A 20,892-nucleotide genomic window follows, 5' to 3' on the forward strand; every position below is an offset into this window, starting at 1 on the left:
CCATGCGCATTGTTTCGCTGCAGCCGAGCGTTTCCGTCATTCTCGAAAGGCTTGGAAGACTGGATGCGCTCATCGCCTGCACGCGCTACTGCCTCGATGTTGTTCCCGAACTGCGCAGCCGCGAGCTTGCGGTCGTTCACGATTCCTGGACGACAACAACAGATGAGCTTACTGCGCTGAAGCCGGATCTCGTGATCGCTTCAGTCCCCTATCGCAATGAATCGCTGGCGGCGATTCTCAAAGCTGGTGTGCCGGTGCTGGCTCTGGCTCCGCATTCGCTGACTGATCTTTATAACGACATTCGGCTGATTGCATCGGTCACAGACGCGCGCGATGAGGGTCAGGTCGTCATCTCTGACATGCAGTCTGCGATAAAGAACATCCAGAAGCGCGCGGAAACTGCTAAAGATCGGCCACTGGTGTATTGCGAAGAATGGGGGAAGCCGCTGATCCACTCGCAGCTGTGGGTGAAGGAACTGGTGGAAGCGGCAGGTGGCCGATTTCTGGACACGCCGGGAAAAGTGACGGAAGTGGAGGCTGTCGCCGTGGCCGATCCTGATGTAATGGTCATGGCCTGGTGCGGGGCGGGCGACCGCGTTCCGCTGGAGCGCACGGTGGAAAAGCGCGGTTGGCACAACCTGAAGGCAGTGCGCGGGACCCGAGTCTATTGCATTGCAGACGAATTGCTGAACACGCCCGCTCCTACGCTGATTGGCGGGCTGGAAGCGCTTGCTTCGGTGATTCATCCGGAGATTTTCGGCCAGTCACAACTCCCCGCCGTAAGATGCATCGATTTTTATGCAAAACCGTCTAAACTAGTGTGAGCGTGGATGGCACTGACACACATCCCGAGCAGCCTGTACGTGACCAGGCGGCGAACACTGTTCGCTACGTGTCCGCTGCGCTGATTCTGCGCGGCAGCGAGGTTTTGATTTGCCAGCGTCGTCCAGACCAGGCGATGGCTCTCAAGTGGGAGTTCCCCGGCGGCAAGATGGAGCCAGGCGAAAGCCCGGAAGAAGCGCTGGCTCGCGAGCTGAAAGAAGAGCTGGGCATCGACGCAAAGATTGGCCAGCACATAGCGCATGTGCGTCACACATACCGCAACGGCGGAGCGGTCGATCTGCAGTTTTTTGCCGTGCATGAGTTCGAAGGCGAGATCGCCAACCACATCTTCAATGATCTGCGCTGGTGCTCATTAAGCGACCTTCCCAGCTACGATTTCCTGACGGCTGATCGCGGCCTTGTGCGCGATCTTGCCGCTGGTAAGCTGCTTTGACTCCGCGCTATTGGGCTGCCTGCACTCCAAAGTCGTAAATCCCCACCATCGGCGGTCCACCCAGCACATACTGACCCGGCGGCAGTGGTATCTTCGGCGTGACGACTACCACAGTGTCAGACACACGTTTGACATCGACCGGCTGCACCCGCTTTGGCGGCAGCCAGCTATCACGCGAGCTTACCGCTTCCTCTACCTCGCGATGGTCCCTTTTTACGTCGACCGTGCCGATCATGATCTGGCTGGGGTTGAAGTTGGCCGGAATACCGATGCAGAACGACGGGCTGGGTCCGACCGTAAGTGGTGCAGCCGGATCTTTGTAACGGTAGATTACCGTCTCTCCTGCTCGCGGATTCAGAGGATTCTTTGCCAGATCTTTGAAGCCGGTCGAGAGAGACATACTCTTTTCTCTGGGCATCTGGACAGCCAGCATCATCGTTTTCCAGGCTGTGCCGTCAAAATACGATGCGCCATAAGTTGTTGGACATGGCGCCGAGGCCCTGTCGACGCTGGCAGAAGGCGCAGCTGAAGACCCTCCCGCGCTGTGGCTGCGGGCATAAAATGTCTTCCAGTCGGCGAAAGACTTCTTCAGTTTGTCCTCATCTGTTCCCGGCAGAGGAAATACCTGCAGGTCGCCGTTCATCGATAAAATGCTTCCTGCGACTTTGCCGTTATTGTCAAAAACCTGGGCCATCTGGCCGGTGGATTGAAACTTGAAGACGTAATCGTCCCACTTGATTGTCTGGTTCGCCAGCGAACTCTGGCAGTAGCCGCCCATTGCGGCCATAGCCAGGGCAAAACTGGCAGATACCCTGAACACTCGCAACAATGGCATGGCAGCCCTCCCCTAAAAGGCGGACCCATTATAGGTTGCTTCTGTTGAACCGATTGAAAAAATTCTGCAATGAAAAACAATGCGGCCACGCCTGCGGGTGATGTAATTGTTATTTACATTCCAACAAGGTGGTACCAAAGTCAGGCATGGCTGTTTACAGACATCTGCTCAGCATTGCGCTGTTCACCGTATACCTCGCTCCCATACACGCAGAAATCAAGCTGCCGAACGTTCTGAGCAGCCATGCAGTGTTGCAGCGCGACTCTCCGATTCATATCTGGGGATGGTCCGGTCCCAGCGAAACGGTTACGGTGCGCTTTCATGATCAGACGCGGACAGCAAGCGCCGATGATCTGGGGCGGTGGAGTCTGTGGCTCGCGCCGGAGCGTGCCGGCGGGCCATATACTTTGACGGCACAAGGGAGCGCTGGCTCCGGCACGGCAGTGACTCTATCAGACATTCTGGTGGGTGACGTGTGGGTAGCTTCGGGACAATCGAACATGGAAATGCCGATGAAGGGCTGGCCGCCAAACTCCGTGCTGAAAAACGGCGCAGAGGAGATTGCGCACGCCAGCCTGCCGACGGTAAGACTGCTGCGGATCGAACATAAGAGCTCTTACTATCCCCTGAAAGACGCTCCTGCGACGTGGACGGACTGTACTCCGCAGACAGCTGCGGATTTTTCCGCCGTCGCATACTTTTTTGGACGAGAGATCAACGCACGCGAGCATGTGCCGATTGGGCTGATTGATACGTCCTGGGGCGGGACGCCGGTGGAGTCATGGATCAGCATGGATACGATTGGCTCCGATGCGGGGCTCATGCCGCTGTTTGCATCGTGGGCCAGCTTCACGAATGAGCTGAGTGACAGAGACCTTGAGCTCGCCAAGGAAAAGCGCGACGACGAAGCCGCCGAGCAGGCCCATCGGCCCAAGCTGGAGCACAAGTGGTATCCGGAGGGACCTTCGTGGGAGCCGGCGGGCCTGTATAACGGCATGATTGCGCCGTTCGTGCCCTACACGATCAAAGGCGTTATCTGGTATCAGGGAGAGTCGAACAGTTCCCCGCCGGAAAACCCGCCGCTCTATAAGAAGCTCTTTCCCGCTCTGATTGCCGATTGGCGGGCGCGATGGCAGCTGGGTGATTTTCCGTTTCTCTACGTGCAGATTTCGAACTACCATTCTCCGGGCGAAGACTGGGGCACGATTCGCGATGCGCAGCGCAGGACGCTTGCGGTTGCGAACACAGGCATGGCTGTGACCCTCGATATTGGCCAGTATGACAACGTGCATCCGCCGGACAAGCAGACAGTCGGCGCGAGGCTTGCGCTTGCGGCGCGCGCAGTGGCTTACGGGGATAAGCAGCTTGAATATTCAGGGCCGCTCTTCCGGTCGGCAATCACGGAAGGCTCGGCGATGCGCGTGTCGTTCGATCATGCCAGGGATGGATTGGTCACCCATGGCTCTCAGCTCGAAGGATTTGAGATTGCCGGGTCCGATGGGAAGTTCGTTCCAGCCACAGCGAAAATCGATGGCTCCACTGTGGTTGTTGAGGCGAATGGCGTCAGTCCCAAATTTGTGCGTTATGGCTGGGCGGGTTTTACGAATGGAAATCTCTATAACAAAGTGGGTTTGCCTGCTTCGACGTTTACGTCTGAATAGCTAACTGTGTTTATGAAAGAGCGGTTCGAATTCGATCTCTACAACATTGTCGAGAGGGCGCACGGTTACATCATCAAGTGACTGGATGATCCAGTCAGCGGCGCTGAGACTTTCGACAGTGTGCGAAAAGAGCGTGGCCAGCACTTTGCATCCTGCGGCATGACCAGCTTGCGCGCCGGAGCTTGAGTCTTCAATCACGAGGCAGTCTTCAGGCTTCAGACCGAGCAGCGCTGCTCCTTTGAGGTAAGGTTCGGGCGCGGGCTTGCCATGGGTAACCATGTCGGCGGTAATGATGTGCTCGGGCACGGGCACTCCGGCATGGCCGAGGCGGGTGCGCGCCAGTCGCTCGGTAGCTGAGGTGACAATCGTCCAGTATTTCTGCGGGATGGTGTCGAGGATACGGCAGACGCCTTTCAGCACTTCGATGTCTTCCTTGTCTTCGACCTCGATGTCTTCGATCAGCTTCAGCTCTTCCGCATCATTCAGGTCGGGGCGCAGGAGGCGCACAGTCTCAATGGCGCGCCGTCCGTGGGCTGTCTTGATGGCGAGACCAGCATCGACGCCGCGCATGGCGCCCCACTTCTGCCAGCTGCGCTCGACCGAGCCGAGCGAGCTGACGAGGACTCCATCCATGTCAAAGAGAATTCCGCGAACTTTGAGCTTCAATGTTTCTCTCCTAATTGAATGATGTAATATATCCTGGTATATATCAAATAAAAGGAGGCCTTACATGGCGCAGACCGCCAAGCTTTTCTGGAATGGCCGCAGCCAAGCCGTGCGCCTCCCGGCTGAATTCCGCTTCGATAGTACGGAGGTGTACATTCGTCGCGACCCGAAGACGGGAGATGTGGTGCTTTCGAAACGGCCTTCCTCCTGGGATGAATTTTTCGAACGTCTGGATAATTTGAAGGACGAAGCTCCTGAAGAGTTTGAGAATTTCATGAAACACCGCAGTAAACGTCCCCCTAAAAAACGACGATTGTTCTGATGGTGACCCGCTACTTGCTGGATACGAACATTGCAAGCTTCGCCATCAAGGACAACATGAGCGGAGTGCGTCGTCGTCTTCATCGTGTCTCAATCGAGGACGCAGCAATTTCAGTTGTAACCGAAGCTGAATTAAGATTCGGTCTTGCCTTACAGCCTGAGGCTACACGTCTCAAAGTCTACGTAGAAGAATTTCTTCGCATCATCGAAATTCTTCCCTGGAATTCAAAAGCCGCTATTCATTACGCTCACGAACGCGCTGCCCTGGAAAAGGCGGGCCTGATGGACGACCTCGATATGATGATCGCTGCTCAGGCGCTTGCAGAAAATCTCACGCTTGTGACGAATGATTCTGCATTCCACCGCATCAAGCGGCTCAGGATTGAAGACTGGACCCGCTCCTGAATGGAGCGGGCCTTTTCATCTACAGCTTCGCGAAGAATTCCTTCATGCGCTTGAGGCCTTCTTCCACGTCGTCATGTGAGACAGCATAGGAGAGGCGGATGTGTTGATTGGTGCCGAAGGCTTCGCCGGGAACGGTGACGACGTGAGCCTCGTGCAGCAGGCGGTTGGCAAGTTCCAGTGCGGTCTGCGAGCCGGGCTTGCCGAGATAGGCTGACACATTAGGGTAGACATAAAATGCGCCTTCCGGCCTGGTGCAGGTGATGCCCGGGATCTCGGCGATGCGCGCGAGAATGCGGTCGCGCAGCTTGAGGTAGTCGGCGCGCATCTCGGTGACGCACTCCTGTGAATTGGTCAGCGCGGCGATGGAGGCCTTCTGCACGAAGTGCGCCGTCGATGAAGTGGATTGGCTCTGCAGCTTGCTCATGGCCGCGATGATGGGCTTGGGGCCGAGCGCGAAGCCCGCGCGCCATCCGGTCATGGCGTAAGTTTTTGAGAGAGAGCCGAGGATGAGGACGTGCTCCTTCGCGTCAGTGAACGAGCCGCCGCTGACGAGCGCGCCGGTGTACTGCAGGTAGACGTAGCACTCATCGAGCAGCAGGTAGATGCCGCGGTCGTGCGCCAGCTTTACGATGCGCTCAAGATCGGCCGGAGCGATGACCGAGCCGGTCGGGTTCGACGGCGAGTTGAGAATAATCGCCTTTGTGCGCGGCGTGATGGCCTTCTCAATGGCGTCGGCTGTGACGCGGAAGTTTTCGGCTTCGTCGGTTTCGAGGTAGACGACTTTGCCGCCGGCGTACTGGATGATGTCCTTGTAGGAGACCCAGAAAGGTACGGGCAGAATGACCTCGTCGCCATGGTCGACGAGCACCTGGATAGCATTGAAGATGGCGAGCTTTCCACCGGTGGTGAAGACGGCCTCTTCAGGCGTGTAGTTTGAGCCGAAGTCGGCGGCGTGGCGCTCGATGATGGCTTTGCGCACCTCAGGAATGCCGGCAACCATGGTGTAGCGGGTGAAATTCTTGTCGATGGCTTCGATGGCCGCGTCCTTGATGTGGCGCGGCGTGGCGAAGTGGGGTTCGCCTGCTCCGAAGTCAACCAGCTTCGCGCCTTGCGCGCGCAGCTTGGCGGCTTCCGCGGTAACGGCCATGGTGGCCGAAACCTCAATGCGTCCGATGCGATCGGCGAAAACTTTTGCCTGAGTGCCTGTGGTCATGCTTCTATTTTTTCAGATTTTTGCCGAAAGCAGGGGACTAAATTGCCACTAAGCCGTCGGACCTTGCTCGTGAAGTTCACGCACATGAATGAAGACCTTGGCAAGATGGGGCGGGAAGATGGAAATCGCTGTAACGCCCCATTCGACTTTGACAACCTGGTAGACGACCGACTTTCCCTGGTCCTGTTCTAGCGAGAGAATCTCACCGACAACGGGGATGCGCCAGTCCCAGTTGAGCCGCAGCGGTCGACGCGTTTCTTCTGGAACGACGCTTATCTCAACTCTGTGCGCCGAGCCTAGAGTTCTGCTTCCACTACCGGAAATACCAGTGTGTGCTTTTTCCTGGGCGATGGATTCGTGCTGGCTTTCCCTGGTAATGGTTTCACGCACGGTGTCCGGATTTACGCCTCGGTCGATCAGCAATTTCGCCGTGCGTGAATTGTGGTCCTGCAGCAGGCCGAGGAAGAGATGCTCGGTTCCAACGTACTTGTGCTTGAGATGCTCGGCTTCTTCAGCAGCAGACGCCAGAACGCGTTTGGCTTCATCCGAAAGCGGCAGGTCGACTGCGGTGGAAGTTTTCGGTCCATGATGAACACGCTTCGCTACATCTTCGCGGAGAATGGTCTGCCAATCGCCCTCGCCGAGCCAGCGCGTAACGATATATTTGTCTTCCCTGAGCAAGCCAAGCAGCAGAAATTCTGATTCGATATAAGGGCTTCCGAATTCGCTGGCCTCGTAGCGGGTAAAGAAGATGACGCGGCGCGCCTTTTCTGTGTATTGTTCGAACATCTGGCCCTCGTTTGAGGAGTAGTATTTCGGAATATCGGACCAGCTCTGGGGGCAATCAAACATTACCGCACTGACGATGCATCTCACCAAAGAATTTTTCTGGGGACCTGAAGGCTGCACTCATGACACTTCTTTTACTGCAAATGTCGGTCATTCTTGCCGTTACGCTGGCCTGCGGATGGATCGCGCGTAAGTTGGGGCAGGCGCGCGTGATCGGCGAAATGATTGGCGGAATTCTGCTTGGGCCTTCCGTGCTCGGACGGATCGCTCCGCATGCTTCTACTTCCCTGTTTCCTGTGGCGTCGTTGCGTTCGCTCGAAATTCTTTCGACGATCGGGCTGATTCTGTATCTGTTTTTGGTCGGCATGGAGCTCGACTACGACCAGCTGGTGCGCCAGCGGAGGACGGCTGCGCTGGCCAGCGGCACCAGCATCATCATTCCGTTTATTACCGCTGCGGCGCTGGCACACTCCTTGAGGATTCGTTTTGCGCCGCATGGCATTGGAAGCATTCCCTTTGTGCTGTTTCTCGGGATTGCCATGAGCATCACGGCGTTTCCGGTGCTGGCTCGGATTCTCGAAGAACGGCGGCTGCAGGGCACTCCGCTGGGCACGACAGCGATTTTGTGCGCTGCTGTCGATGATGTGGTGGCGTGGTCGCTGCTGGCGCTGGCGCTCGCTTTGATCGGCGCGGACGGCGGCTCGGCTTCCCTGCCCATTCGCCTCGCCTGCCTTGCGGGCTACCTGCTGCTGATGCTGGGAGTGATTCGTCCATTGGCGGCAAGGGCCGTCAACATGCGCAGCAAACCGGAGCTTTCGCTGGAGTTGCTCGGTATCGTGATTGTGGGCATGCTGGCTTCAGCCGCAGCTACGGAGTGGATCGGCGTTCATCCGCTGTTTGGCGCGTTTCTTGCCGGAGTCTGCTTTCCGCGCATCGAGCACTGGCAACATGCGGTGCGCGCGCGGCTGGATATGGTGACCTCTGTCCTGCTGCTGCCGCTCTTCTTTGCTCTGACTGGATTGCGCACACGGCTCGATCTGCTGAATGACGCGAAGATGTGGTGGTGGGCCGGGATCGTGCTTGTCGGCGCGGTCTTTGGCAAGATGGGCGGCGGCGTGCTGGCCGCGCGCTGGACGGGCCAGTCATGGCGCAATGCTTTTGCCCTTGGCGCTCTGATGAATACGCGCGGGCTGGTGGAGCTGGTGGTTCTGAATATTGCCTACAATGTCGGCGCGTTCTCGCCGACACTCTTCACCATGATGGTAGTGATGGCGTTGGTGACCACGATGAGTACCACTCCGATCCTGAACCTGCTTGGCGTAAAAAATGGGGACGCGGAGAAGGAACCGGCGAAGGTCGAAGTGACAGCTGCTTGAATATGAATTGTCATTCCGACCGAACCGGGGTCCCCAGACTGCGCGGTGTTCGCAGGCTGGGGTGGTGGAGCGGAGGAACCTGCAGTTCCAGATGCTCGTGGCACATGGCAGCTGAAAGAAGAGAAATGCAGGTCCCTCCACTCCGCATCCCTCGGATGCCACGGTCGGGATGACAAATTCTGTACTTATTAATGGCCGTTGCCGGGCACGCGCGCCTTCAATCGCTCAATCACGAACTCCGGAACCAGCCCCTCTATCGAACCACCGAGGGTGAACACCTCCTTCACCAGGCGCGAGCTGACGAAGGAGTATTTTGCATCAGGCATGAGAAAGACCGTTTCAAGATCAGGCGCGAGGCGGCGGTTCATCAGGGCCATCTGCAGCTCGTACTCGTAGTCGCTGATGGCGCGAATGCCGCGCATGACGGCCTGAGCCTCTTGTCGGCGGACGAAGTCGACCAGCAGGCCATCGAAGGTGGCGACAGAAACGTTCTTGAAGCCGGACAGGGCTTCAGTCAGCATCTCCTTGCGCTCGGCGACGGAAAAGAGCGGGTTCTTGCCGGAGTTGTTGAGGATGGCGACGACGAGGTGGTCGAAGATTTTTGATCCGCGGGCGATCAGGTCAAGATGACCGTTGGTCACCGGATCAAAGCTTCCGGGATAAATGGCTTTTACTGTATTCACGCCAAAGGCATTGTATCTGTGAAGAGGCTGCCTCTCCAATTTTGAGAGGCCGAAGATTGCAATATTGAAAATTACATTGCAATACTGCAAAATACAGTTATGGCACGTGCGCAAACAAACATAAGCATAAGCTTCCGGGCATCGAAGAGCCAGATCGATCAGTTAGACCGGCTCGCCAGACAGCAGCGGCGCGACCGTACCCAACTGCTTGAAGAAGCTATTGAACAATACCTGGAACTAGAGCGCATTCACCTGTCGAAGATTGACGAGGGCATTGCAGCCGCCGACCGCGGAGAGTTTGCCACGGATGAAGAAGTCAGCGCCGAATTTGCACGCTGGCGTAAGTCATGAGGCTACTCTGGACCGCCGCGGCCTTGCATCATCTTCGTGAGGCTCGTGAATACATCGAGATTGATAATCCAACAGCGGCTTCACGGCTGATCGACATCATTGAAACGACGGTAAACCACCTGCGCAGTTTCCCCATGATAGGCAGAACCGGCCGCCGTTCTGGAACGCGGGAACTTCCGATCCCGGCAACATCCTACCTTGTCGTCTACCGAGTAAAGGATGATAGCGTGCAGATTCTCGCTGTGTTGCATGGCGCGCGGAAGTGGTGATGCAAATAGCAGAAAAGCAGATCCTTCCCCTTCACTACGTTTAGGGTCAGGATGACAAACAAGACGGCAGACCGTGAGGTCTGCCGCTTTTATTGCCCTCCTAACTTTATGCCTTAGGAGGCATTGTCATTCGCCTCGGAGGAGGAGGAGTAAGTTGTTTGCTACTTATTGCTTCCTGAGCGGCTGCTGCTCCGTTGACCGGGACTGGCGGGATTTCTGGCGCAGCTGGCGCGCCGATCTTCAGCTTCTGGCGGAGTTCGGCGTTGATCTTCTCGAAGGTTTCCCGGTTGTCCTTCAGGTAGGTGCGGACGTTTTCGCGGCCCTGGCCGATGCGCTCACCAGAGTAGCTGTACCAGGCGCCGGACTTCTCGACGATGTTGTTGTTCACCGCCAGATCAAGCACATCTCCTTCACGCGAAATGCCTTCTCCATAGAGGATGTCGAACTCAGCCTCGCGGAAGGGCGCGGCCACCTTGTTCTTGACGATCTTCACCTTGGTACGCGCTCCGACAACGACATCGCCTTCCTTGACTGCCGAAATACGGCGGATATCGATGCGGACCGTGGAGTAAAACTTGAGTGCGCGGCCACCGGTCGTGGTTTCCGGATTGCCGAACATCACGCCGATCTTTTCGCGGATCTGGTTGATGAAAATGAGGCAGGTGCGCGACTTCGAGACTGTTCCGGTGAGCTTGCGCAGCGCCTGCGACATGAGACGGGCCTGCAGTCCTACATGCGAGTCGCCCATTTCGCCATCGAGTTCGGCCTTGGGGACGAGCGCGGCCACCGAGTCGACCACCAAAACGTCGATAGCGCCGGAACGGACGAGGGCCTCGGTGATCTCGAGAGCTTGTTCGCCATAGTCGGGCTGGGAGACGAGCAGGTTATCGACATCCACGCCCAGCTTCTTCGCATAGATGGGATCGAGGGCGTGCTCTGCGTCGACGAAGGCGGCCATGCCGCCGGCCTTCTGGGCTTCAGCGATGATCTGGAGGGTGATAGTGGTTTTGCCCGAGGATTCAGGGCCGAAGATTTCAATGACGCGGCCGCGCGGCACTCCGCCGACGCCGAGCGCGGCGTCAAAGGAGATCGAGCCGGTGGAAATGGTCGAGATGGGCACCACGGCCTCCTTGCTGCCGAGGCGCATGATGGAGCCCTTGCCGAATTGCTTTTCGATCTGCGAAAGCGCCAGTTCTACGGCGCGGGTACGGTCATCTGCCACGATACTTCTCCAATCCTGAGGGCGCGGTTTTGCGCCAGAATACGCGTGCTGGTTGAGGAAATGTACGAATTTGAGGCGATTCTAGCACTCATTTTCTAGGGGGCGAAGAAAAATCAAAAACTATAGTAACCATTGCATGGAGCGGACGCAAGCTTCGCTTGCCATTCTTGCCTCGATGAGTGCCATGGCTACGCCACTAACTCATTCTTATGATTCATGTTCCGCTAATTTTCATATTGCGGATTAAGGGCTGCACTAAAGGCAGGCTGCGAGCACAGAGGTCAGTCATCTCTTCAGCAAATCGATCGGCTCGTTTACGTCGGTCACACGGAAATGTTCGGCCAGTGCCGGGTGCTGTTTCTTTACCGCCTGGTACATCTCCCAGGCTACGCGGCGGTAGGAGAAGTGGCCTTGCGGCTGCGAGCGCAGCTCGGAGATGTAGAGGGCCTCGGCGAAGTCCATTTTGAAGAGGGCGCGGATGCGTGTACCCAGTGGCAGGACATAGTCGGCGGACTGCCCGGCCTCCGGTGTGGAACTGTTCCGGAGTGCATCGTGCGCGCTGAAGGCGGCTTTTATGGCCGATTCGTACTGCGGCTGCAGTCCGGCTTCAGCTGTGCCTTCGGGGATGTCGTATCCATGAAGCGTGGTGTAGCCCTGCAGGACCTGCACACAGCGGCGATGGCGGTGCATGTCGCGGAAGCCGCCGATGTCCATGAGAATGTCGAAGCGAAGGGCCTGCCCGGCGGAGAATTCACGCAGAAGCTCGTCGTGCTTGCCGCGATGGCGCGTGCCCAGGGCGATGATTTCGTCGATGCGGGATTCAGGGAGAGCGGCGACGTGGTTGCGGAGCTGACGGTAGGAGTAATGGCAGGCTCTATAAAGCAAAGTAGCGGCCAGCTCTGCTTCGAGAGATTCTTCGCGTTCCACTAGGTCTACGACCGGAGCCGGAGCGATAGCCTCGCCCTTCATCAGCTCGGCAGCGGCCTGAGCCAGCTCGCGGCGGGTCTCGATTTCGTAGTTGTTGGGCGCGGCGTATTTGACCAGCGTTGGAGCGGTTTTGACTTCGCGCGTGAGCAGGCTGGCGGCTTTCTCGCCTAATGCCGGGTCGAGGACGGCAATCTCGCTCTGCAGCCGGACGAGCTCTTCGGCGTGGACATTCCAGGCCGCTCCGGTAGCGGCGGCGCGCAGCTTTTCTCCCAGCTGGCGGATTTCACCATAGGGGCTGGAGAGCAGGCGCGAGACCTGCGTCTCAAGCGTGCGGGCGTTGACGATCTGGCCGAGTGACGTGTTGGTGGCGAGCGGAAGCAGGTAGCGGGCTACGTCGAAAGCGCGGGCTTTCAGGGTCCGGTCGTAACTTTCCTGCTTCATCTCGGCAGGCTTTGTGACCTTGGTCTTCAGGTGCTCGAACATGCCTTCGGCGAGGTCGTGGTAGGCAGTAAACAATGCCTCAATTGAGTTGCGGTAGAGTTGTACAGAATCCCGATCAGAACCGAAGTCCGGCATATACCAGCCACTTTTGTTGAAGTTCTGGTAGCGGGTGGAGCGCTCCTGGCCGTCCCAGCGCTGCTCGTCGACGAGGGAGATGGCGGCGAGCAGTGATAGTCTCTCAATGGCGAAGGCGATGTGTGCGAGATCGGCGATCGAACGATGGCCGTACTGGAAATAGAATGTGTTGAGAAACTGTTCGGCGCGCTGTCTGCTGATCTCCTTGAGCGATTCTTTCATGGAGAGCGCGGAGCGCGAATATTTGGCCATGGCGTAGGCCAGCACCTCGGGGTCGGCGCCGTGTACGGCAAAAACTTCTGTCTGGTTTTGGGGTTCTGCTGGTGTGACAGCTACGCGTTCAGCTAGAGATTCAGGCATGTTGGCAACCAGAATACGGCATTTGCCTCTGGAAGAGATGTCCCAAGGGCAAACGCAGCAACTTCAAAGGGTTGCGGCGCGTCCTATGGTCAACAGCTCTCAGGACATGAAGGACATCCTCACGGAGACGAGCCACAGGCCGTGGCCGCTGCCCTCGGCCTCCTGGGCCATGACCCAGCGCTGGAACAACCTTCTGTTCGCGCACTGGCCTCTTCCTGCGGGCGAAATTACGCATCTTCTGCCGCCGGGGCTCTCGGTGGATACCTTTGATGGCTCAGCCTGGGTAGGCGTAGTTCCCTTCTGGATGGATCGCATCCGGCTGCGCGGAATGCCGCTGGTTCCGGGAGCAAACCATTTTCCCGAGCTGAACCTGCGGACGTATGTGCGCGAGCGGCATTCGAACATGGCCGGCGTCTACTTCTTCTCGCTGGATGCGGCGAATCCAGCGGCTGTGGCCGTAGCGCGGACGTTCTTCCGGCTTCCCTATTACTGGGCGCACATGAGCATCGACACAAAAGACGAGCGCGAGTTCCACTACCAGAGCACGCGCCTGCTTACTTTGCAGAACGTGCGCTTCCGCGCGACCTACCGCAGTCTCTGCCAGCCGAGCATGAAGGGCGGGATCGAGAATTTTCTTACGGAACGGTACTGCCTCTATACAACAGACAAGCGCGGCACGATCTATCGCGGAAACATTCACCACATGCCCTGGCCGCTGGAGATGGCAGAAGCAGAGATCGAGCTGAACGAGCTGCCGCAGGCGCATGGCATCCGCCTGCCGGATACGAAGCCGCTGCTGCATTATGCGCGCGAGCTGGTGGTGTATATCTGGCAGCTGGAACTGCTGCCCGGACTGGCGAAGCATGCGGCGGCACAGGCAGTGCCGGTGGCCAAGCCGCTCTAGGCATTCACCTCATGGCGCTGTGAGGCGCGTCTGCTGCATGCAATGCTAGCGAAACGGAGCCACAACGTGGCGGACAACCGCAGCCGCCCTGTGCCAGTGACTACGGCTGTACAGGATCACAACCAGGCGCACGCAAAGCGCAATTCCTCCTCCCAGTGCCGTGCAGAGGGTGCGGTGCCGGGCGATTTCCGGTCCCGGAGCCTGGTTCAGAGACAGAAGAAAGACGATGTAACCCGTAATCGCCATCGTGAAGAGGGCATAGTTCACGTTGAGCAGTCCATAGGAAAGCCACGCGAAGAGGACTGTACCCGCAGCGAGAACAATGGGAGAAACATGCAGATGAGCGAGAAGGAAGCTGACAGCCATGGCTCCGCACATGGTTCCGAGCATGCGCGCTACGGCACGGCTTACCGTATCAGTAAGACCAGGCTTCAGCACCAGCATCGCGGTCATGGGAATCCAGTAACCGCTGGGATAATGCAGTCTGCGGTAGATCTCGGTGGAAACCCCGACGGTGGTAGCAAGACGAAGCGCATAGGGTATTGCCGAATTCTGAAAATCCCGCTCGCGCACGGAGGCAGCCGTTTCAAGAAGCGCATCACGCAGCGCCAGCTGCTCGTCGCGAAGATAGCGGGTGAGTTCGAAGAGATGCCTGCGCAGGTCGCCAAAAATTCGCAACAGAATGGATGAAACGATAAGCTGAAATGCTCCACCAGCGAAGAGCAGCAGACCGCGGTCCACTGCCTCGGAGGGCGATGCGGGAAACGCCGATGCGACAAGAAAAGTGATAACGCACTGCTGGCCCACCCAGCCGTATGCTTCGGGGCGCGCAGTAAGCATGCCATAACCAAACCCCAAAAGCGCTGCAACAGCCACGAGCAGAGAGTTCTCATGGCCGATCAACACGCCGAAGAAACCGGAGAAGGCCATACCGAAGGTGACGAAGATCATCGGCAGCAGATGCGAGTCGTCGATGCGGTGCTTCTGCCCGAAGCCGGTGTTCACGGCGCCGCCGGCTGCAATCATCCCGGCAACAGGATGACCCACAGCGATGCTGATTCCAAGACAGAGCGCGACAGGAAGGGCGGGAATCAGATCGGCACGCAGCGTCTGGTTTTCCCACTGAAACACTGTGCTGTCTGTAAGGAAATGGTTGGTTGCGGCTGGCCCAGGCGTGCTTGATGCCATACATCTAAGAATCGCACACCGGCGATGTATGAGTCTCTGGCCATACGTTGCCATCAAGCCTTCTATAATTTTCGTTTGCAATCATCAACGCAAAAATGGAGAGAATTGTGGCGTCATTAGAAGGAAAAATTGCGCTCGTTACTGGAGCATCTCAGGGGATCGGGCGAGCATGCGCCATTGCTCTGGCTCGTGCCGGAGCGAGTGTCGCTGTTGCTGCGCGTAATGAATCAAAGCTGAATGAAGTGGTGGCGGAGATTACTGCCGCGGGTGGCACGGCGAAAGCCTTTGCTCTCGATGTAGCGCAGGAAGATTCAATCAAGACAACAGCGAAGGCAGTCCTCGAACACTTCGGCAGCGTGCATATTCTGGTGAACAATGCCGGCATTACCCGCGATACGCTGCTGCTGCGGATGAAGCGCGCCGACTGGGACGACGTGATCACAACCAACCTGACAGGGACATTTCTGCTGACACAGACGCTAGTCAGCTCGATGATGAAAGCGCGCTGGGGGCGGATCATCAACATCTCAAGCATCGTAGGAGAGACCGGACAGGCGGGCCAGGCGAACTATGCCGCCAGCAAGGCGGGACTCATCGGCTTCACCAAGTCACTGGCGCGTGAGTTGGCTTCGCGCAACATCACGTCGAATGCGGTCGCTCCGGGGTATATCGAAACGGCGATGACCGCGGTACTTGATGAAAAGCAGCGCGGCGCGATGCTGACGCAGATTCCGCTGGGACGCGCCGGAACAGAGGAAGATGTTGCCCATGCTGTGCGCTTTCTTGCTTCGGATGAAGCTGCTTATATCACCGGGCATGTGCTCGATGTAAACGGCGGCATGCTGATGAACTAGGAACTGACCGTCCAGGCACAGCCTGTCCTGAGCGAAGTCGAAGGACGCTTATGCGCCATTCCTGCTGTCATCCTGAGCGCAGCGCTAAACCGTGGAGAGATTGCGGCCAGGCGGTGTAACTGGCACTTCCATTTTGCGTCGAATTGGACGATGCTGCTTACGATGCAGTTGGAGGGCATTCTATGAGGGGCTGGGGGCTTTTATTCGCAGCAGCTTTGAGTCTGAGCGCAGGCGCTCAGACCGCGGCGGTCAGCGCGGCCACGAAGCCGGCGGTGCTGGTCGAGCTGTTTACTTCAGAAGGCTGCTCGAGCTGCCCTCCGGCAGATAAACTGCTGGCCGAGCTTGACCAGCGCAAGAACTATGAAGGCGTTCCATTGATCGTGCTCAGCGAGCATGTCGATTACTGGGACCACGACGGTTGGCGCGATCCCTTCTCTTCTGCTGACTGGACGGCGCGGCAGAACGGTTACAACTATCGCTTTCGCCTCGAAAGCGTGTACACGCCGCAGATGGTGATCGACGGATCGCAGCAGGTCAGCGGCAGTGATGGACCCAAGATCGCCCATGCGCTTGAAACCGCGTCAGCGCAGGCCGGCAAGGTCAATATCGAGATCAAAGACGCTTCATGGTCGGGCGATATGCTGCATGCGACAGTCGATATTTCCCAGGCCGATGCGAAGGGAGCCAGCCTTTATGCCGTGCTGGCCGATGATGCAGACACTACCAATGTCCTGAAAGGCGAAAACTCAGGGCACACGCTCTCGCATGTCGCGGTGGTGCGCTCGATGCGCAAGGTTGCGAAGCTGCAGGGGCCCTACAACGGAGAGGTACAGATTTCCCTGCCTCGCGGAGTAACGCGCGGAAAGATGCGGCTGATTGTCTTTGCGCAAAAGGGAGATAACGGGCAGGTCTTTGGCGCAGCAGAGAAGGATGTGTAAGTCATAGCCTTCTTTTGCGCTGCTTTGCCTTCTTCCACTCGGCGTTGAGTTCAGCTCCGATCAGCACAGCGAGCGAGCTGATGTAGAGCCACAGCATCAATGCAATCACCGCACCGAGCGAACCGTAGAGCTTGTCATAGTTGGTGATGTTGCCAAGATAGAAACTGAGCCCAAAAGAACCGAGCAGCCAGATGACCATGGCAACAGCCGCTCCGGGCAGGGTTGACCAGAAGCTGTGACGGATGTGCGGGCCAAGGTAGTACATGAGCTCGATACCGATGACAAAGGTGACGAGCGTGATAATCCAGCGCATGACCGGCCACATGTGGCCGAAAGCTGCCGGCAGAGGAAAAACCTGCATGATGAAACTTCCAAAGTGCGGCCCGACAATGATAATGAGCAGAGCAAGCATCCCCAGCAAGCCGACCGTGAACGTAAGCAGGAAGGCCTGCAGGCGCGTGCGCCACCAGGGGCGGAGCCGTTCGACGTCATAGGCAACGTCGAGCGCTTCGATCAGCGCGGCAAATCCACCCGTCGCTGCCCAGAGATATCCGAGAATACTCAGGGAAAGCACTTTGCCGTTCCCTGGAGCTAGAATGCTGCTGACTACCGACAGCACAAGATCCATCGATTCGCGCGGAATGAGCGAACCCAGCAGGCTGAGCAGCTGAAAGGCGACATTGTTGACGGGCAGGAAGCGCAGCAGCGAGGCAAAGACGATCACTAGCGGAACAAGCGAGAGCAGAAAGTAAAAGGCCAATCCTGCTGCAGCCGTATAGCTGCGCGTGCGCCACAGCTCGTTATAGACAACAATCGCGATGTGCCAGGTCTTCCCGCAGAACTGGCGCAACTTCTCCGGCTGCTTCTCTGCTGCCCTCATCCGCGATGCCCCTCGTCTTAGATGCTCGCACAGGCGCGCGGCGGCTACGAATGGAGAAAACGGGAACGAATCGATTTGAGCCATCGATCAAGGTCTTCCGGATCGATGAAGAGCACATATGCGGCAAGAACATCCCATTCGAACATTGGAGCGTTGATGGCGTATTCCAGGCACAGGTGAAAGAGCGCGCCGAGGACAAGCAGCGGATAGCGAAAGCGCCTGAACCAGATCAGCGTGCCGAGCGCGCCTTCGATCGCGAGTGTGTACCAGCTTCCCAGCTTTTCGATAACGGGATTCTCGAGCCAGTGAGGAATGGGAAAGCGGCGCATTTCGTGAAGATGGATGACGTAGTAGAGCGCCGTTCCATTGATCCAGGAGTGGCCCTTCATCTTCCACCAGAAAGAGATGAAGTAAAGCAGCGCGAGCTCGAACTGAATCATGCGCTGTGCCCATGGAGCTCTCGGAGCGATTTCTGCGCTCTCCTTGCCGCTGCGCACGCGAATCAGGCGGTCGAGAGAAAAGGCTGCGCCGGCGGGAGCGAACATCAGAAAAAATCCGCACACGCGCAGAAAGGTATCGCCGCCATGCGTAATGAAGAGATTCCGCTGCTGAATGGATGCCACGCATAGAAAGACAACGATGCTGGTGAAGCGCGTCCATAAACCCACAGTAAGCAGCACGGCAAAGATAAGCGAGAACCAGAAGAAAGCGCTGATCCAGCGGTCATCCTGGGGAAGGATGGAGAACAGATTGAGGCGCACGCCGGGCTCTACGGTTGTCATGGTGGATTGTGTGATCCAGCCGCGGACGCCAAACCAGCCGAGCCAGTCGCCATGCAGCAGCAGGAGCGTAGCCGAGACGCAGATGCCGTAAAAAATCCGGAAGAGACCGATGGGCGTCGGAGACTGCGGCGCGAAAAAAAAGTCCTCGAAGTTCTGGCGAATATCTCTGAGCGTCACCTGAGGTCCCCGGGCTCAATGTAGTCGTCGAAGAAGACCGCCGGCTTGGCGGGCGGCTCGTAGTCGCCATTGCCGGGCGTGATGTCGGAACTGAACTGGATGAGCGTCACTTTGTCCGGCGGATCGAAAGGATCGAGAGGATTGTTAACGGAACGGGCAATGTACTTCACCACATCCGGAAGAATCACGCTGTATTCGGGCTTGGGCAGATTTTCCATGAACTTCCGATAACGCTCCTTGCGGTACCGTTCGAAGTAGCTGAGCTGTTCCATGCGGGGAAACTCGTAGACGCGCAGATGACGCTGCTGGGTGATGACCACGGCCTTGACGTAGGCATTCACCGGCCTGGGGTCGGGAGCAAAGGTGTCCCATGACTGGAAGAGCCCAGCCCAGAGCATGTAGGGGCGCACGACTTCTTTGAAGGCGGTAAGAATCCGCGCATTCAATGGCAGCGTCCAGATGGTGATGGCGACAAGATGAAACAGGATGAAAACGGTGATGACGCCGCGCATGGAGCCGGAAACAGGAGCGGCTTTCGCGGGGTTTCTTTTTGCTGCGGATGGATTGCTTCTGGTCATGTTGATTACTTTGTTTTATGGCGCATATAAGACGTATTTGCCGCGCCATTTGCTCGTGTTCGCTGTGCAGACTACGCGTCTATACTGCGGGCTGAACTCCTGAACAATACTCACGAATATAAGGCTGGCAGAAATTTATGCGTAATTTTTTCACTTGTTGTTGAAACAACGAGTGATTAGGAACCGTTTTTGGTTCGGCGAAAGGTAATGATGACCAAATAATAAAAAAAGTTCTTGCGTCTCCCATGTCAGCATGTTAACTATGCAGCCAACACAAAATAAAAACCGCCTTGTCCGGGCTCGATGGCGGGCAAGACAGGAAATGGGCTAAAGCCATGAAAATTGGAACTACGATTCGGGGTTATCGGTTGCAAAAAGGGTTGTCGCAGGGTGACATAGAAAAGCGCACCGGCCTGCTGCGCTGCTACCTGTCAAGAGTGGAAAACGGCCACACCGTTCCCTCCCTTGACACTCTCTCCAAGATTGCAAGTGCGTTGGATTTACCGCTCTCACAATTCTTCGCAGAAGATTCGCTCGGTCAGGAGCTGAACACGCAGAAACTCACCGATGACGAGCTTCGTTTCCTGACACAGATCCGGCGTTACTCCTCGAACTTGAACGACAGTGATCGCAAGCTGTTGCTCGCCATGGTAAAGAAGTTCGCAGCGACGGCTGTCCGGTAGAGTAAACGGTTCCCAGCTCTCGGAAACATTCCTGCTCCGCAGGCCCCGGCGTAGAAGCGCGTCGGGGTTTGTGCTTTTATCTGCCTGCATAAAACGAGTACACGCCGAAGGCGAGCAGCAGCAGCAGGAAACTCATTCCAAGAATGGCAATAAGGCGGCGGCGCAGAAACAGGTCGCGCGGCGCGCCCAGCTTCGGAACCATGGGCACGGCCAGAGCCAGTCCGCTTAAAAAACCGCCGAGATGAGCCATGTTATCGATCTGCACGCTGGTGCGCGCGACCCATGTGCCTGCTCCAATGACAAAGTTCAGCACGGCAAACCAGATGACGCTCTTGCGCAGGCGCTGCAGTTCAAACTGCGGCAGCGGCAGCATAGGCGATTTGAGCAGCAGGATCAGCACTCCGGCTAATCCGAATACAGCTCCTGAGGCTCCCGCACCGACGATGCCTTCCCCTCCACCCTGCACGCCCGGGTGGACTGCAGTGCTGAGGAGATTGCCGCCGATTCCGGTAAGCACATAGGCGGCGATCATTCCGAAGGGGCCCATCAGAGGCTCGCCAAGCAGGCCGAGGTTCCACAGGCACCACATATTGGTGGCCAGGTGCAGGATACCGACGTGTACGAAGATCGCCGTGAGCAGGCGCCACCATTCACCGAGAACCAGAACATAAGGCCCATAGTTGGCGCCCCAGACAAGAAGCTGCTCCGCCTTCGGCTGGGCAACAGAGATGCCGCTGAATACCATTCCAAGAAAAACCAGGCAGTTGATGGCGACAAGAAAATATGTTGCCGGAGCGTAGGCCCAGCGCGAGCGTCTCCGCGGCGGAGGCATGGGAGGCTGCTCAGGCTCAGGCGGATGGTAGTAGTATTCCCGCTGCGGTTCCTGCTGCTGTGCTTCTTCGCTGTTCTCCGGAGGCAGGATCTCAGGCTCTGCGTGGGTGGCGCGATGATCTCCGTTGGTTGGCCATGTACTCATAG

At 57.4% G+C, this 20,892-nt stretch carries 24 protein-coding genes; 12 read left to right on the top strand and 12 right to left on the bottom strand.

The features are described from left to right. Positions 1–2 precede the first annotated feature (2 nt). Both AC5S16_RS06030 and AC5S16_RS06035 read left to right on the top strand, forming a co-directional pair. Positions 3–824, top strand: a complete 822-nt coding sequence (locus tag AC5S16_RS06030) for an ABC transporter substrate-binding protein (RefSeq protein WP_493929128.1) — start codon at positions 3–5, stop codon at positions 822–824. Between the two features lie 2 nt (positions 825–826). After that, positions 827–1,276, top strand: a complete 450-nt coding sequence (locus tag AC5S16_RS06035) for a (deoxy)nucleoside triphosphate pyrophosphohydrolase (RefSeq protein WP_493929129.1) — start codon at positions 827–829, stop codon at positions 1,274–1,276. A gap of 7 nt (positions 1,277–1,283) precedes the next feature. Here AC5S16_RS06035 and AC5S16_RS06040 read toward each other — a convergent pair whose 3' ends face one another. Continuing rightward, entirely contained in the window at positions 1,284–2,111 is an 828-nt protein-coding gene (locus AC5S16_RS06040) for a hypothetical protein (protein ID WP_493929130.1), read from the bottom strand. Between the two features lie 146 nt (positions 2,112–2,257). Here AC5S16_RS06040 and AC5S16_RS06045 point away from each other — a divergent pair, with 146 nt between their 5' ends. Continuing rightward, on the top strand, positions 2,258–3,772 hold the full coding sequence (locus AC5S16_RS06045; protein ID WP_493929131.1) for a sialate O-acetylesterase: 1,515 nt from the start codon (positions 2,258–2,260) through the stop codon (positions 3,770–3,772). Here AC5S16_RS06045 and AC5S16_RS06050 read toward each other — a convergent pair whose 3' ends face one another. After that, complete coding sequence (locus AC5S16_RS06050) at positions 3,773–4,438, bottom strand: HAD-IA family hydrolase (protein WP_493929132.1); 666 nt, start codon at positions 4,436–4,438, stop codon at positions 3,773–3,775. A 64-nt stretch (positions 4,439–4,502) separates the two neighbouring features. Here AC5S16_RS06050 and AC5S16_RS06055 point away from each other — a divergent pair, with 64 nt between their 5' ends. Together AC5S16_RS06055 and AC5S16_RS06060 are read left to right on the top strand one after the other, a co-directional pair. Continuing rightward, positions 4,503–4,760, top strand: a complete 258-nt coding sequence (locus tag AC5S16_RS06055) for an antitoxin (RefSeq protein WP_493929133.1) — start codon at positions 4,503–4,505, stop codon at positions 4,758–4,760. Next, the gene (locus AC5S16_RS06060; RefSeq protein ID WP_493929134.1) at positions 4,760–5,164 is read left to right on the top strand and encodes a type II toxin-antitoxin system VapC family toxin; all 405 of its coding nucleotides are present in this window, start codon (positions 4,760–4,762) and stop codon (positions 5,162–5,164) included. Before AC5S16_RS06055 ends, AC5S16_RS06060 begins: the two co-directional genes overlap by 1 nt. A 19-nt stretch (positions 5,165–5,183) precedes the next feature. Here the strand turns inward: AC5S16_RS06060 and AC5S16_RS06065 are convergent, their stop codons facing one another. Then, positions 5,184–6,377, bottom strand: coding sequence for a pyridoxal phosphate-dependent aminotransferase (locus tag AC5S16_RS06065; RefSeq protein WP_493929135.1), 1,194 nt, complete (start codon positions 6,375–6,377; stop codon positions 5,184–5,186). A 48-nt stretch (positions 6,378–6,425) separates the two neighbouring features. Next, positions 6,426–7,166 (bottom strand): Clp protease N-terminal domain-containing protein, encoded by a 741-nt coding sequence (locus AC5S16_RS06070; RefSeq protein WP_493929136.1) that lies wholly within the window; start codon positions 7,164–7,166, stop codon positions 6,426–6,428. Positions 7,167–7,288: 122 nt separating this feature from the next. Between AC5S16_RS06070 and AC5S16_RS06075 the strand changes: the two genes are divergently transcribed. Continuing rightward, positions 7,289–8,542 carry a cation:proton antiporter gene (locus AC5S16_RS06075; protein ID WP_493929137.1) on the top strand — a complete coding sequence of 418 codons (1,254 nt, stop codon included), beginning with the start codon at positions 7,289–7,291 and terminating at the stop codon, positions 8,540–8,542. 188 nt (positions 8,543–8,730) lie between these two features. Here the strand turns inward: AC5S16_RS06075 and coaD are convergent, their stop codons facing one another. Then, positions 8,731–9,225: a pantetheine-phosphate adenylyltransferase gene (gene coaD / locus AC5S16_RS06080; RefSeq protein WP_493929138.1), complete on the bottom strand. Its 495-nt coding sequence runs from the start codon at positions 9,223–9,225 to the stop codon at positions 8,731–8,733. Between the two features lie 99 nt (positions 9,226–9,324). Between coaD and AC5S16_RS06085 the strand changes: the two genes are divergently transcribed. Together AC5S16_RS06085 and AC5S16_RS06090 are read left to right on the top strand one after the other, a co-directional pair. Next, a complete protein-coding gene (locus AC5S16_RS06085) occupies positions 9,325–9,576 on the top strand; it encodes a CopG family ribbon-helix-helix protein (RefSeq protein WP_493929139.1) in 252 nt (83 codons plus the stop codon). Then, positions 9,573–9,845 (top strand): type II toxin-antitoxin system RelE/ParE family toxin, encoded by a 273-nt coding sequence (locus AC5S16_RS06090; RefSeq protein WP_493929140.1) that lies wholly within the window; start codon positions 9,573–9,575, stop codon positions 9,843–9,845. The genes AC5S16_RS06085 and AC5S16_RS06090 overlap by 4 nt, the downstream gene beginning before the upstream one ends. A gap of 106 nt (positions 9,846–9,951) precedes the next feature. On the opposite strand, the gene recA is transcribed toward AC5S16_RS06090, so the two are convergent. Together recA and AC5S16_RS06100 are read right to left on the bottom strand one after the other, a co-directional pair. Beyond that, a complete protein-coding gene (gene recA / locus AC5S16_RS06095; RefSeq protein WP_493929141.1) occupies positions 9,952–11,067 on the bottom strand; it encodes a recombinase RecA in 1,116 nt (371 codons plus the stop codon). Between the two features lie 285 nt (positions 11,068–11,352). Continuing rightward, the gene (locus AC5S16_RS06100; protein ID WP_493929142.1) at positions 11,353–12,930 is read right to left on the bottom strand and encodes an FAD-dependent thymidylate synthase; all 1,578 of its coding nucleotides are present in this window, start codon (positions 12,928–12,930) and stop codon (positions 11,353–11,355) included. On the opposite strand from AC5S16_RS06100, the gene AC5S16_RS06105 reads away from it, so the two are divergent. Continuing rightward, entirely contained in the window at positions 12,929–13,834 is a 906-nt protein-coding gene (locus AC5S16_RS06105; protein WP_493929143.1) for a YqjF family protein, read from the top strand. The genes AC5S16_RS06100 and AC5S16_RS06105 overlap by 2 nt on opposite strands. 45 nt (positions 13,835–13,879) lie before the next feature. On the opposite strand, the gene AC5S16_RS06110 is transcribed toward AC5S16_RS06105, so the two are convergent. Then, positions 13,880–15,022, bottom strand: a complete 1,143-nt coding sequence (locus AC5S16_RS06110; protein ID WP_493929144.1) for an FUSC family protein — start codon at positions 15,020–15,022, stop codon at positions 13,880–13,882. 95 nt (positions 15,023–15,117) lie between these two features. Here AC5S16_RS06110 and fabG point away from each other — a divergent pair, with 95 nt between their 5' ends. Together fabG and AC5S16_RS06120 are read left to right on the top strand one after the other, a co-directional pair. Next, a complete protein-coding gene (gene fabG, locus AC5S16_RS06115; protein ID WP_493929145.1) occupies positions 15,118–15,876 on the top strand; it encodes a 3-oxoacyl-[acyl-carrier-protein] reductase in 759 nt (252 codons plus the stop codon). A gap of 215 nt (positions 15,877–16,091) precedes the next feature. Beyond that, entirely contained in the window at positions 16,092–16,814 is a 723-nt protein-coding gene (locus tag AC5S16_RS06120; RefSeq protein WP_493929146.1) for a DUF1223 domain-containing protein, read from the top strand. Position 16,815: 1 nt separating this feature from the next. On the opposite strand, the gene AC5S16_RS06125 is transcribed toward AC5S16_RS06120, so the two are convergent. From AC5S16_RS06125 to AC5S16_RS06135, 3 genes are read right to left on the bottom strand one after another with little or no spacing between them, the layout of a single operon-like run. Next, a complete protein-coding gene (locus AC5S16_RS06125) occupies positions 16,816–17,778 on the bottom strand; it encodes a YihY/virulence factor BrkB family protein (RefSeq protein ID WP_493929147.1) in 963 nt (320 codons plus the stop codon). After that, the gene (locus tag AC5S16_RS06130; RefSeq protein WP_493929148.1) at positions 17,739–18,653 is read right to left on the bottom strand and encodes an HTTM domain-containing protein; all 915 of its coding nucleotides are present in this window, start codon (positions 18,651–18,653) and stop codon (positions 17,739–17,741) included. The genes AC5S16_RS06125 and AC5S16_RS06130 overlap by 40 nt, the downstream gene beginning before the upstream one ends. Next, the gene (locus AC5S16_RS06135; RefSeq protein ID WP_493929149.1) at positions 18,650–19,231 is read right to left on the bottom strand and encodes a hypothetical protein; all 582 of its coding nucleotides are present in this window, start codon (positions 19,229–19,231) and stop codon (positions 18,650–18,652) included. The genes AC5S16_RS06130 and AC5S16_RS06135 overlap by 4 nt, the downstream gene beginning before the upstream one ends. Before the next feature lie 335 nt (positions 19,232–19,566). On the opposite strand from AC5S16_RS06135, the gene AC5S16_RS06140 reads away from it, so the two are divergent. Next, positions 19,567–19,914, top strand: coding sequence for a helix-turn-helix domain-containing protein (locus tag AC5S16_RS06140; RefSeq protein ID WP_493929196.1), 348 nt, complete (start codon positions 19,567–19,569; stop codon positions 19,912–19,914). 76 nt (positions 19,915–19,990) lie between these two features. Here AC5S16_RS06140 and AC5S16_RS06145 read toward each other — a convergent pair whose 3' ends face one another. Next, entirely contained in the window at positions 19,991–20,890 is a 900-nt protein-coding gene (locus AC5S16_RS06145) for a rhomboid family intramembrane serine protease (protein ID WP_493929150.1), read from the bottom strand. Between the last annotated feature and the right edge of the window lie 2 nt (positions 20,891–20,892).

Source organism: Acidobacterium sp. FHG110202_01 (genome assembly GCF_059115305.1).